Consider the following 14147-nt stretch of genomic DNA (forward strand, 5'->3'; position numbering starts at 1 on the left):
TACCGCGGCCTAAGCCGGTTCGGCTTCTTTCATAACCAAACGACTTGCCCCGTGACATGCCGGAGCACAGCAGCAAGCGGGCGCCGATGGGCCGGCTCCTGGGGTTGGTCTTGATCGCGGGCTGTTCCCTTTGGGCGTTGGGCGCGCCTCGAATCCCGCTCAGGGCCCATTCGACCTCGGGAGAGGCGGATACGCTTTCGCCTGTCCGCAGCTTTGGAGCCGATACGGGCCGCGCCCAAGAGCCCCTGCTTCGGTATCGGATGCGCCCGTACTGGGTAAGCCCTCTTTTCCCCGTTCGCGTCGAACCCCTGGCCGCCCTGCCTGCGCCGCGTTCCGTGTGGCGCCATGAGCTGTCGCCGGATTCTCTGTACAGCCGTTTTACGGCGCGCGAGACTGTATCGGGCCTGACCGTGCGGGTACCCCTTACGGTGGACTACCTCACGTATTGGCGGGAGCGCAGGCGCTATGAGATCGCGCAAACCTGGCGCGAGCTGCTCCGGACGCAGACTCAGGAGCGGGCCTCGCAGCGGGGTCTGTTGGATCTGCGCATCGCGGTACCCGGGGGCCGCTCCGCGGCCTTTAGCACCCTCTTCGGGGCCCCCACCGTCTCACTGCGTGTCAACGGGCAGGCCGACGTGGATCTGGGCCTGTCGATTCAGAGCAACCGCGATCCGAACCTGCCCCCCCAGCAGCAGTATCGCATCGATCCCCTCTTTGGGCAGAACATCCGGCTCGGCATCTCGGGCGGGATCGGGGATAAGCTCACCGTCTCCACCGACTGGGACACGCAGCGTATCCTGGACTTTGAAAACCGGTTGAAGCTGCAGTATACGGGCTACGAGGACGAGATCATCCGGCGCATCGAGGCCGGCAACGTATCGCTGCAGACGCCCTCCCAGCTCATCGGCGGCGGGCAGGCGCTTTTCGGGATCCGCTCCGATTTTCAGTTGGGCCCCATGCGCCTATCCTCGGTCTTCAGCCAACAGGAGGGCGAGCGCACCCGCATCGTGCTCGACGGGGGGGCGGAGACGAACACCTTCGAACTAAAGGCCACGGATTACGAGGACGATACGCACTTCTTGCTGGGCTTTTACTTTCGTCAGCGCTGGGGTGTCGGACCTGGACAGGCCTTCAGCCGACCCCCCTCGATCGTGGCCGAGGTGCAAATCACGGACCTCGAAGTTTGGATACTGCGCCAAACCCAACAACGGCTCCAGGAAAACGAGCGCGACGCCGTGGCCCTGCTTGAGCTCGGCGAAGCGGGTTCGGATCGCCCCCCCAATCCGGCCGCGGACCGGTTTTCGGACGTCGACTTGGATCGGCTGCGCACGGCGGACAACGTAACGGACATCCTGGAGCGCCAACTTGGCCTCAATCCGCGCACCTACGTGCAGGGCACGTTTTTGCGCCTGGACCCCGGGCGTGACTACACTTTTGATCCCAACCTGGGCTATCTGACGTTGCGCACCAGCTTGTCCGGCTTTCAAGCCCTGGCTGTGGCTTACCGGTACGTGGACGCCGCCGGCAGGGCCGTCGAGGTTGGAGACTTCGCCCGCGGCGGGGGGTCGAGCGGAACCCAGACGAACCGACTCGTGCTTAAGCTCATTCGGCCCACGAACCCCGTGCCCAGCGATCCCTCCTGGGATCTGGTGCTGCGCAACATCTACCGGCTGCCCAGCCGCAACTTCCGACGCGAGGAGCTGCAACTGGATATCGTATACCGAAAACCCGGCACCCCGGAGCAGCGCACGCTGCCCGGCGTGGCGATCCGCGGTCGGGACGGACGGTCTGTTTCCCTGTTGCAGCTGACGGCTCTAGACCGGCTCAACGACAACCTGGCCCCTCAGCCCGATGACCGCTTTGATTTTCTGCCCGGTTATACGATCGACGAGCGCGAAGGCCGGCTCCTGTTTCCGGTCCTGGAGCCCTTCGGGGAGGCGATCCGAAACGCCATCAGAAGCACGGCCGCGGATCGGGAGCTGGAGAACACGCTGGTCTTTGACGCCTTGTACCGGGAGACCAAGGTCGAGGCCCGACGCGATCCGCGCGACCTCTACGTGATTAAGGGCGAATCCCGGGGGTCGGTGCGCCAGCAGTACAACCTGGGTGCCGGCCTGGGCGGGGTTGTCGAGGGAAGCATCCGCGTCCTAAGCGGCGGCGTCGTCGTGCCTCCCTCCGCCTACACGGTCGACTACATAACGGGCACGATCACTTTTACGGATCCCACTTACCTGCAACCCGGCCGTCAGATCATAGTAGAGTTTGAACAGCAGAGGGCCTTTCAGCTGCAGCGCAAAACCCTACTGGGCCTGCGGGCCGACTATGAGCCCGCAGAGCAATTTAGATTAGGCGGTACGCTAATCCGGCTGGGCGAGCAGCCCATCGCCGACAAAAACCGCATCGGCGAGGAGCCAGTCCGAAACCTCATCTGGGGGTTGGACGGCAGCTACACGGCCGAACCCTCCTGGCTCACGCGTCTGGTGGACGCGCTGCCCCTCGTGCAGACCCGCGCACCTTCGCGGATCCAGCTGCGCGGTGAGTTTGCCCAGCTCATACCGGGCTTTGCCAGCACCCCTTTAGTGCGCCAGACGCAGGATCGCCTGCGGCGCCAAGGCTATGCGGTGCCTAGGGATGAGCGCCAAGGGATCTCCTACATTGACGACTTCGAGGGCGTTCGCAGCGCCGTATCCTTTCTCAACCCCGGCATGTGGCGTCTGGCCAGCGTTCCGGATTCGATCGGCCGCGTGCGGGGCAGCACAGCTCTGGATGATTCGCTTAAGAGCAACTGGCGCGCCTGGCTTTCTTGGTATGCGATCCCCCTTCAGCTTTACGGACAGGACAAGGCCGCGCTGGGGCCCGAGACCTGGCCCCTGCAGCAGCGTCAGCTTTTTCCGGAGCGGCAGGTTCAGCGCGGACAGGACTACTTGCAGCCCCTGGATCTCTGGTATCTGCCCCAGGAGCGCGGGCCTTACAACTACACGCGCGATCTGCTGGCCTTCAAGGCCAACCCCCGTTCCGCTTGGGCCGGGATCATGACGCGCATCCCGGATGGTTACAACAACTTCGAAATCAACAACATCGAGTTTCTGGAGTTCTGGTTCGCCCCCGTCCTGAGGCCCGGAGACAAGGGCCGGCTCTACATCGAGATCGGCTACATCAGCGAGGACGTGATCCCCAACGGACAGCTTAACACCGAAGATGGGCTGGACTCGACGGCAAGCTCTTTTGTGCGCGACCGCTGGGGCAAGATCTCGCGCGGTATCAAGGACCAGCTGCTGTCCAACGACCCCCGGTTGCGTGCCTACGAAGACGTGGGCCTAGATGGGCTGCGCGATGAGGAGGAGCGCGTTCAATTTCGGGACTTTCTGGAGGCCGTGCGTCGTCAGTTCGGCGAGGGCTCTCCGGAGTACGAGCGCGCCCGGCTTGATCCGTCCAACGACAACTACCGCTACTATCTCGATCCCGCTTTTCCGGCCGAGGCCGGTTGGCAGGAGCGCTTTCGACGCTACCACCCGGGACTGGAGGGCAACGCCCCTCTGAACCGGGCCGGGATCCTGGGCTCGACGAAGTTTCCGGACACCGAGGACCTCAACGGCAACAACGCTCTGGATACGCGCAACGCGTACTTTCAATACGAACTGGAGCTAGACCCTCAGCGTCTGGTCCCGGGCTCGGGCTACGTGGTCGACCGCCGGGAGGTGGAGATCGGAGGGGTGCGCCAGAGCTGGTATCTGGTGCGCATTCCGCTTGCGCAGTACAGGCGTCGTGTGGGGGACATTCGGGATTTCAAGGTCGTCGAGGCCCTTCGGCTTTGGCTTACGGGCTTTGAGCAGCCCGTCACCTTGCGCTTTGCCACCCTGGAGCTTGTCGGCAGCCAGTGGACGCGCCTCAACGTGGGCACGCAAAACCCGGATACGCGCTTTGAGGTGGCCACGATCAACATCGAGGAAAACGCTGCGCGCACGCCCATCCCCTACAAGAGCCCTCCGGGGGCCATTCGGCCCGTCGACCGGACGACGCTGGAGCAGATTCAGCGCAACGAACAGGCCCTGGTGCTGCGCGTGCAGAACCTGTATCGGGGCGATATGCGGGCAATCTTCAGGACCTTCGGCGGGCTCAACCTGCTGCGCTACTCCAACCTGCGCATGGACGTGCACGGAGAGGGCTATGAGCGACCGGAGGAGGCGGAGCTGTTCATCCGCATCGGATCCGATCTGCGGCGTGACTACTACGAATACCGCCAGCCCATCAAGCCCACCCCCGTGTTGCCCGGGGGGCCTGGTGCCTACACGCCGGAGCTGATTTGGCCGGCTGAAAACCAGGTGAACATCCAAATCGAACGGCTTAATGCGCTCAAGCAGCTGCGGGATCGGCTGGGCATACCGGAGGATTCGCTCTTTGGCGGCTCCGCCCTGTTGGACTACGAGGGCGCTCCCCCGGGGGCCAGCCTGTACATCCGGGGCCGGCCCAGCCTGAGTCAGGTCACCAAGCTCGCCATCGGGATCCTCAACCCCCGAGACGGGCGGCCCGTGCTGAACGCGGAGTTCTGGGTGAACGAGCTGCGCGTGAGCGGCTTTGACGCCCAGTCCGGTTGGGCGGCTTTGGGCAGCGCCAGCCTGCAGCTAGCCGACCTGGCGCAGGTGGACTTCAGCCTAGACCGCCGCACCGAGGGCTTTGGCTCGGTCGAGAGCCGGCTTGAAGAACGGGGCCGTGAGGATCGATTCAATTGGTCTTTGAGCTCGCGCTGGTCTCTGGAGCGGCTGCTGCCGGCCCGATATGGCTGGCAGATCCCGCTTTCGATCGCCTGGCAGCGGGCCCGTACGACGCCTACCTACGCGCCCGGAGCCGGCGCGGATGTGCGCTTGGCGACGATCCGCAGCCTCATCGAACGCGACACGGCGCTTACGCCCGCGCAGCGACGGGCCCGGATTGACTCCCTCTATGAAGCCGCCCGCACCCTGCGAGAGGCTCGATCGATCGCCCTGCCGGGGATCCGCAAAGCGGGCTCCGAACATCCCGCAGCGCGCCTCCTGCTTGATCCTCTGGGGCTGCAGTTCGCCTACGCCGAGGAGCTGGCCTCTAGCCCCTCGGTGCTCTTCGACCGCCGCTGGCAGTGGTCCGGTGGCGCCCAATACCAGCTCAGCTTCCCGCAAGCGGCCCCTGTGCGGCCGTTTGCGTTTCTGCGCCGCGTGCCCGTATTGGGCTGGTTGGCCCACCTGGAGTGGAACTACATGCCGAGCTCCCTGCTGCTGCAGGCGGGGTTGCAGCGCACCGTGATGCGCGCGCAGGATCGTCCGAGCGAGGCCGATCTGCGCCGACAGCCCGGATGGCCCTCCTCTGCCCTTAAGCCGATTCGCGAGACGCATCAGTTTCAGTACCGCCAGGGGATGGGGCTGCAGTACAACCCGTTGCCCTTCCTAGGCCTAAGCTATGCTTACAACGGACAGACCAGCCTGGCCGCCCTGGGGGTGGATACGCTCCTCCTTCGGCTTCGGGATACGCTCACGGTCCGGCGCCTGCGCGCGCTTTCGGAGCGCGCCATCTGGGAGCGACTCTGGGACCGGCACCCGGGGATCCGGCCGGAATCCTACAGCCAAAACTTGTCGGCCACCTTCAATCCGCGCCTGAACGCCTATCGGGCCCTGCGCTGGCTGGGGCTTTCGGCCGCCTATACGGCGGACTTCCTCTGGAACAACGGACCGACCGGCGACAGCACCGGAGCCCAGATCGCCAACCAGATGGACGTGCGCGTAAACGGCCAGCTGCGCATCGGCGAGCTGTGGAGCACAGCGCGCTGGTATCAGCAATTGCAGGCCTGGGACCGGGGCCCCAAACCGCCAGAGCCCATCTGGAAGCGCCTCTACAAGCGGCTCCTTGTGACGCTAACCAGCCTACGGCAATTGGATTTGACCTTTGTGCAGCGTCAACAGGCGCGCAACGCCGGCTTCCCTGGGCCGGCGGGGCTAGCCGATCTTTTCCAAGACCAACCCCAGCGTCGCTCTCCGTCCTTGGCCTATCGGCTGGGCTGGACGCGCGCGCCCGATCCGGAACAGCGGGTGCGCGTAGCGGGCGTTCGGTTTCTGGACAGCTGGCAGCAGACGCGCCAGCTGGGAGCGCGCACCAGCCTATCGCCGTCGAACAACCTCCGGATCGATTTGAACTGGGACGCCCAGTGGCAGCAGAACCTGCAAAACGCCGTAAGCTTTGACCCCGGCCGGCGGGCCTTTCAGGAGGCCCTCACCCAGGAGGGACAGCTCACGCTCACCACCTGGGGCGTTGTGGGCTCTTATGCGAAACTGTTTCAAGCTCAATGGCGGCGCCTGCAGGAGGACGGCGTACAGGCCGGAGAGGTGACGGATCGCAACGGCGATGGCCTGGTGGTCGGTTCCGCCCCCTCGCTGCTGCGCGACTTTCAGCGCGTCTTCGGGGGGCCTATCGGCTCCTGGCTTGACTCACGGGGCCTGCCCGTTCTGCCGTGGCCCAACTGGCAGGTGATTTGGGTCGGCCTGGAGCAGCTGGGGCCGCTTCGTCGGCTGGCCAGCTCGATCGTGCTCCGGCATGGCTACACAGGCCAGTATCAGGGCGGCTGGCGTCGGAACATCAACGCCGGCGAGGGACTTAGCTACCGCATCGGGGGCATCCGGGTGCGGGACGTGGTACCCCTGTATGAGGCGCGCGATCTTGCGATCGCGCAGCGCTTCGCCCCGCTCCTTGGGCTCAGCGCCACCTGGAAAGGCGATGTGCGCACAGAGCTCACCTACAACTGGGCGCGCGTCATCTCGATAAGCTTTTCGAACGCAAACGTCAACATCCGCCGCATCGCCGAGCTGAGCGTGCGCGCAAGCTACCGGCGCTCCCGATTTCGGCTTCCGTTTCCGATCCTCGGTATGCGCTCGCTGGAAAACGAGCTCAACGTGGGCTTAGGGCTCTCCTACAGCCAGGAGGTGCGCGACGTCTACTACCTCAGCCAGGACCTAGATGAGGCCCTGGCCGGCGCGCTGCGCCCGGAGGGGCTTCGGCCACGCACCAGCGACGGCTCGGCCCGTTGGGTGCTGGAGCCCACGTTGAGTTATGCGTTCTCGACGCGGGTGACGGCCGAGTTTCGGTGGCGCTTGGAGGACGTCTCGCCCCGGGGCTCTTCGCGCGTGACCCCGTCCACTACCCAGCAGATCGGCTTCAAGATCCGGGTTGGCATCACATCCTAAGGACGCAGGCTATGCGGATCTACACCAGAACCGGAGATGAGGGCTACACGTCCCTGTTCGGGGGGCGGCGCGTGCCCAAGGACGCGCTGCGCGTGGAGGCTTATGGGTGCGTCGACGAGCTCAACGCGGCCCTGGGAGTTGTCTTGGTCCAAGAGGGGCTGCCGGGGGAACTTTCCGAGGCGCTACAGGAGCTGCAGCGCGACCTTTTCGTGGTGGGCGGGGATCTGGCCTGCCCCGAGGCCAACGACTACGTGCCCCGCGTCAAGCCGGAAATGACCGGGCGTCTGGAACGCTGGATCGACGGATGGGAGGCGAAGCTAGAGCGCCAAAAGTACTTCATATTGCCCGGGGGATGTCCGGCGGCCGCTTGGTTGCATCTGGCCCGCACGATCTGCCGCCGGGCCGAGCGCGTCTGCGTGGCCTTGGCGCGTCAGGAGGCCGTAAACCCCGAACTGATCCGCTACCTCAACCGGCTTTCGGATGCGCTCTTCGTAATGGCCCGCAGGGCTAACCAAGAGGCGGGGGTCTCGGACGTCCCCTGGCGTCCTCCGCGCTAAGGTTGCTTTTGGGGGCCTCAGGCTCTTTTTTTGGGCCGATCGAGGAGCAGGGAGCCGTTATGCAGACCGTCCGAACCGCCACCCGGCCGGCCCTGGAGCAAGACCGGGCCTTCTTCGGGCATCCTAAGGGCCTTTCGACGCTCTTTTTTACGGAGCTCTGGGAGCGCTTTAGCTACTACGGCATGCGGGCCCTGCTGATCCTGTTCATGACCGCGCCCGCAGCCGCTGGCGGGCTTGGCTTCGACGTGGCCACGGCCGGGGCCATCTACGGGCTTTATACGGCTCTTGTGTACATGACCGGCCTGCCCGGCGGCTGGATCGCCGATCGGTTCCTGGGCGCCCGAAAGGCCGTTTTGCTTGGCGGCATCATCATCGCCTTGGGCCATTACAGCATGTTTTTGCCCGCCCTTACGGACGCCCTGGGCGATCTTATCCCCTTCTATACGGGGCTTGCGCTCATCATAATCGGCACCGGGCTTCTGAAGCCGAACATCAGCACCATGGTGGGCATGCTCTATAGCCCCGAGGACATACGTCGCGATGCCGGCTTTTCGATCTTCTACATGGGCATCAACCTGGGCGCTTTCGTGGCGCCCTTTGTGTGCGGCTACTTGGGGCAGCGCATCGATTGGCACTACGGTTTCGGGGCCGCGGGGCTCGGCATGACCCTAGGCCTGATTCAGTATCTCGTGGGGGGCCGCTACCTGGGCGAAGCGGGGCTTAAGCCCGCCCGTGCGGTCGATCCAGCTCAGCAAGCCCGGGACCGGCGGCTGCTGGCAGGCGGTCTGGGAGGTGCGTTGGGTACCGTCGCGCTGGCGATTCTGCTGGATCGGCTAGGGGTCTGGCGGCTTACGATCGGTGGGGTCACGCGCGCGATGGGCCTTGTGCTGCTCCTCGTGCCCTTGGTGTACTTCGGGTTGCTCTTCTTGCGGGGCCGGTGGACGGCTCCGGAACGGGGCCGTTTGGCGGCCGTGATGGTGCTGTTTGTCTTCTCGGCCCTCTTTTGGTCGGCTTTTGAACAGGCCGGCTCCACGCTAAACCTCTTCGCCGACCGCTACACGAACACGGTGCTATTCGGCTTTTCTTTCCCCTCCAGCTGGTTTCAGTCCGTAAACGCCTTCTTCATCATCATGCTCTCGGGCGCTTTTGCGGCCCTTTGGTTGGCCCTGGCCCGGCGGGGACGAGAGCCCTCCTCTCCCGTTAAGTTCGCTCTGGGGTTGTTTTTCGTGGGCTTGGGCTTTCTCGTCTTGGTTCCGGCGGCCCTGTTGGCCCAGGCCGGGGTGAAGGTCAGCCCCATGTGGCTTGTGTTCACATACCTGTGCCACACCATCGGAGAGCTATGCCTAAGCCCCGTGGGCCTGAGCACGGTTACGAAGTTGGCTCCGGAGCGGGTGGTGGGCCAGATGATGGGAGTCTGGTTTCTTTCGATTTCGCTTGGCAACTTCATCGGCGGCCAGATCGCCGGGCTTTTTGAGAGGCTCCCGCTACCGGTGCTCTTTTTGGCTGTCTTCGGCACGACAGCCGGTGCGGCGTTTCTGCTGCTGCTTTTGCTCAGGCCTATCAAGCGGCTGATGGGCGCTGTGCGCTGAAGCCTTTCGTAGCAGCCCAACTCAAGGATAACTTTGAGCCGACACAAGCACGAGGAAAGGCGTTGCATGACGGTCGGCGTTCCCAAGGAGGTTAAGCCCTACGAAAACCGCGTGGCCATCACCCCAGCCGGTGTGCATGAGTTTCGCAAGCGAGGCCATCAGGTGCTTCTTGAGGCCGGCGCCGGTTTAGGAAGCGGCTTTACGGATGCCCAATACCAAGAAGCTGGGGCGGAGATCCTCGAGAGCGCAGTTGAAATCTACGAGCGGGCCGAGATGATCTTAAAAGTCAAGGAGCCCGTTGCGTCCGAATACGCGCTTCTGCGCGAGGATCAGATCGTATTTACGTTCTTCCACTTCGCCGCAAGCCGCGAGCTCACCGAGGCCGTGCTGCGATCCGGTTGCGTGGCCATAGCGTACGAGACCGTGCAGCGGGCCGATGGCTCCCTGCCCCTGCTCATCCCCATGAGCGAGGTCGCGGGCCGAATGGCCATCCAAGAGGGGGCGAAGTACCTAGAGAAGACCCACGGGGGCAAGGGCGTGCTCCTGGGGGGTGTGCCCGGGGTGCGGCCGGCGCACGTGCTTATCCTCGGCGGAGGCGTGGTCGGTTCCAACGCCGCGCGCATCGCGGCCGGCATGGGGGCGCAGGTAACGATCCTGGACGTAAACCTGTACCGGCTGCGTCAGCTGGCCGAGGTCATGCCCGCCAACGTCGTCACCCAAGTCTCCAACGAGCACACGATCCGCGAGCTGCTGCCGTCGGTCGATCTGGTGATCGGGGCCGTATTGATTCCGGGCGCACGGGCGCCGCATCTGATCACGCGCGACATGCTGCGGCTCATGCGTCCGGGGACGGTGGTGATCGATGTGGCGGTCGACCAAGGCGGCTGTATCGAGACCTGCAAGCCCACGACGCACGAAAACCCCACGTACGTGGTGGACAGCATCGTGCACTACTGCGTGGCGAACATGCCCGGTGCGGTGCCCATGACGTCGACGATCGCGTTGACCAACGCCACGCTGCCCTATGCCCTTGAGCTGGCGGCCAAGGGATGGGTGCGGGCCCTAAAAGAGAATCGGGAGCTTCTGGCGGGGGCCAACATCATACACGGCCGGATCGTCTACCCCGGTGTGGCGGAGGCCTTCGGCTTTCCGCTGTCCGATCTGAACGAGGTGCTTGGACAGCACTCCATGGTTTAGGCTGCTATGGTGGAGATCCGCGTGCGTCGGCTCCCTCACGCTGGCCAATGGGCGCTCCCGGAATACGCCACCGAAGGGGCGGCCGGGTTGGATCTGCGGGCGGCCATCGAGGAGCCTATTCGGCTCGAGCCGGGCCAACGAGCCCTTGTGCCCACGGGCATCGCTTTGGCGCTTCCTTCGGGCTTCGAGGCGCAGGTGCGGCCTCGAAGCGGCCTGGCGCTGCGGCATGGCGTGACCGTGCTCAACGCTCCGGGTACGATCGATAGCGATTACCGAGGCGAAGTGCAGGTTATCTTGATCAACCTTGGACAAGAGCCCTTCACGATTCAGCCCGGGGAGCGGATCGCCCAACTGGTCATAGCCCGCTACGCACGCGTGCGCTGGGCCGTGGTGTCGGAGCTCGAGGAGTCCGCCCGCGGCGCCGGCGGATTCGGACACACAGGACGCCTCTGAGCTCTGATCACATCGGCCGATTTACCGATTCGTTACATCCTTGCTGAACTTTTCGCACCTGGGATGCGTCTATAAGGCCGAGTTCTCCGGGACTTCCCCGGCAGACCCCTGAAATCAAGACAAACCTCAACGAAAAAACATAAGGGCCTCACCAATATGGGGTACATGCGTTTACTTCTTCTAGGGTTTTGCCTGTTCGGGTTGGGTGCGCTCAAGCTTCAGGCTCAAGATCGGGGCATCGTGATAAGCGGCCGCATTGTCGACGCCAAGGAGCGCACGGGGCTTCCGGGTGCTAACGTGATCCTGCGCGCCCTGCCGGATACCACGCGTATGGTTGGTGTGGCCACGGATGCGCAGGGGAACTTCAGCCTGCGCCTGCCCGGCGCAGGACGCTACCGGTTGCAGGTCTCCTTCGTCGGCTATAGACCCTATCAGCGGGAGCTAACGTTAACTGCGAACGCGAATCTGGGTACAATCCCCCTGGATCCCGCCCCGCTTACGCCTGGTGAAGTGACCGTTGAGGCCGTGCAAGAGCGTGCGGTGGTAAAAGGCGATACGATCCAGTTTAACGCGGCGGCCTTCAGGGTAAGCCAGGACGCCACGGCCGAGGATTTGGTCAAAAAGCTGCCTGGAGTGACCGTGGAGGGGGGTCAGGTTCAGGCACAAGGCGAGACAGTGCGCCGCGTGCTCGTAGATGGACGTGAGTTCTTCGGGCAAGACCCCATGGCGGTGCTGCGCAACCTGCCGGCCGAGGTGGTGCAGAGTATTCAAGTCTTCGACCGCGCAAGCGACCAAGCCCAATTTACCGGCTTTCAAGACGGGAACACCGAGCGCACGATCAACATCATCACGCGTCCGGATCGGCGCTTTGGTCAGTTCGGACGTCTGTATGGGGGTTACGGCCCTGATGCCCGTTACGCAAGCGGCGGCACGGTAAATGTGTTCTCGGGCAACCGCCGGGTCTCGCTCATAGGACTGGGCAACAACATCAATCAGCAGAACTTCGCCATCGAGGACATCCTCGGCGTGCTGGGTTCTGGAAGTGGAGGGGGGTTCGCCCGGATGTTTGGCGCTTTCGGGGGGCCGGGCGGTGGATTTGGAGGCGGAGGCGGACGAGGCGGCCCTGGAGGAGGTGGAGGCGGTGGAGGTATGTTTGGCGGCGGGGGTGGTCCAGGTGGCGGAGGCCCATGGGGGGATATGTTCCGCAACGTCGGCAACTTCCTGATAGGGGAGCAGCCAGGTGTCAACACCACGCACTCGGTGGGGATCAACTACTCCGATGTGCTGCAAAACGGCAAGGTGCAGCTTTCCGGTAGTTACTTCTTCAATCGCTTGGGCAACCAAGCCGAATCCCAGCTTAGCCGACAGTACTTTACGGCCGAGACTGTGAATTGGCTTTACGACGAGGCCACTCGAAACCAGAGCACCAACTACAACCATCGACTGAACCTCCGCCTGGAGTATACCCTCGATTCCCGCAACAGCTTCGTGCTCACCCCCCGGATAAGCTTTCAGGATAATAGCACGCGCAACACTTTGCAGGGGTTATCCGTGTTGGCCTCGGGACAGAGGCTGAGCCAAACGAGCAGCGCTTACAACTCAGACGTCTTCGGCTACAACGGCAGCATCGAGGCCCTGTATCGCCTCCGTTTCCCTGTTCAAGGCCGAACGTTTTCGGCGCGCATCAACGCGGGCTTTAGCGACCGCTCCACAGAGAGCGATCAGCGCTCCGCTAACGTGTTCTTCCGTCCCGGCCCCCTAGGCTGGATTGAAATCGATTCCACCTTCAGCCAGCGCATTCAGGATCAGCGACCGAGCTACAGTTTGGATCTGGACCTGAGCTATACCGAGCCCATCGGCTCTTATGGGCAGCTGCAGATCGAATACGAGCCCACCCTGGAGCGGCGTTGGGCCGATAAACAGACGCGGCGGTTTGACCCCGCGGCAGGGGTCTTCGGCAATCCCATCCCGACGCTCTCCAGTCAGTTCGACAACACCATCCTCACGCATCAAGGTGTGCTGGCCTACCAATACCGCCGTCAGGCTACTCGGCTAACCCTGCGCCTGACATACCAAAATCGCCGGATGCTGGGAGATCAAACCTATCCATACCCGGTCCGAGTGGATCGAGCTTTCAATGTGCTCCTGCCTTTTGCGGAACTGGAGTATCGACTGGGCCCCACGCAGAACCTACGCTTCATGTATCGGGCTTGGTCTGGCCTGCCCTCGATCAATCAGCTGCAGCCCGTAGTGGACAACTCCAACCCGCTCTTTCTTTCGAGTGGCAATCCGGATTTGGAGCCCAGCTACACCCACATGGGCATGATCCGGTATCAGGCGACCGACCCGCTGGGTGGGCGCTTTCTGATGGTCGCGCTGAACGTAAACTATGGGCTCAATTACATCACCAACGCTAGCTTGATCGCCCAACGCGACACGCTTTTGCCCAACGGGGTGTATCTGCCGCGGGGCACTCAGTACAGTTTCCCTACGAACTTGGACGGCAATCGGAGCGCGCGTCTCTTTCTCGTACACAGCCGGCCCTTGGGTGTGCTGCGAACTAGCCTCAACATGCTGGGTGGGCTCAACTACAACCGCACGCCTAGCTTGATCTCCGGCAGGAAGACCTGGTCCGATCTGTACGGACTCAATACGGGTTTGGTCCTGACGAGCAACATCAGCGAACGGGTGGACTTCCTGGTGTTGTACAACTTCAACTACAACCGCGTGCGCACCTCCACGGGCGCCAGCAACAACACCTATCAGCAGCATCGGGCCTCGGTGAACGTAAACCTGCAGCCCTGGAGCCGATTCGTGGTGAGCTCGCAGTTCTCTTACACCCAGTACGTGGGGTTGGGAGCCGAACTTGACGAACCCGTGTTGCTGTGGAACGCCGCTTTGGGCGTAAAATTCCTCAAGGACAATGCCGGTGAGCTGCGCATCGGGCTTTCGGACATCCTGAACCAGAACAAAGCCATCAGCCGCAGCGTAACCGAGCAGTACATTCAGGATACGCGCACGCAGGTGCTCGGCCGCTACGTGATGTTCAGCTTTTCGTATCGGCTGCGGAACTTCCGCATCTGACCTCCTCTTAGCCCTAAGCCGGACCCGGGAACGGGCCCGGCTTTTTTGTATAGGGACTACAC

General features: G+C 63.4%; 6 protein-coding genes. All 6 read left to right on the top strand.

Annotated features, from left to right (window positions below; genetic code table 11):
- Positions 1 to 86: 86 nt before the first annotated feature.
- On the top strand, positions 87 to 7205 hold the full coding sequence (gene sprA, locus NZ993_09685) for a cell surface protein SprA (GenBank protein MCS7156057.1): 7119 nt from the start codon (positions 87 to 89) through the stop codon (positions 7203 to 7205).
- Positions 7206 to 7216: 11 nt separating this feature from the next.
- The gene (locus tag NZ993_09690; protein ID MCS7156058.1) at positions 7217 to 7762 is read left to right on the top strand and encodes a cob(I)yrinic acid a,c-diamide adenosyltransferase; all 546 of its coding nucleotides are present in this window, start codon (positions 7217 to 7219) and stop codon (positions 7760 to 7762) included.
- A gap of 59 nt (positions 7763 to 7821) precedes the next feature.
- Positions 7822 to 9351 (top strand): peptide MFS transporter, encoded by a 1530-nt coding sequence (locus tag NZ993_09695; protein ID MCS7156059.1) that lies wholly within the window; start codon positions 7822 to 7824, stop codon positions 9349 to 9351.
- 66 nt (positions 9352 to 9417) lie between these two features.
- The gene (ald, locus tag NZ993_09700; protein ID MCS7156060.1) at positions 9418 to 10548 is read left to right on the top strand and encodes an alanine dehydrogenase; all 1131 of its coding nucleotides are present in this window, start codon (positions 9418 to 9420) and stop codon (positions 10546 to 10548) included.
- Positions 10549 to 10554: 6 nt separating this feature from the next.
- The gene (dut, locus tag NZ993_09705) at positions 10555 to 11001 is read left to right on the top strand and encodes a dUTP diphosphatase (protein MCS7156061.1); all 447 of its coding nucleotides are present in this window, start codon (positions 10555 to 10557) and stop codon (positions 10999 to 11001) included.
- A gap of 165 nt (positions 11002 to 11166) precedes the next feature.
- A complete protein-coding gene (locus NZ993_09710) occupies positions 11167 to 14085 on the top strand; it encodes an outer membrane beta-barrel protein (protein ID MCS7156062.1) in 2919 nt (972 codons plus the stop codon).
- The last annotated feature ends 62 nt before the right edge of the window (positions 14086 to 14147 follow it).

The sequence above is a fragment of the Bacteroidota bacterium genome (assembly GCA_025059945.1).
Classification (GTDB): domain Bacteria; phylum Bacteroidota; class Rhodothermia; order JANXDC01; family JANXDC01; genus JANXDC01.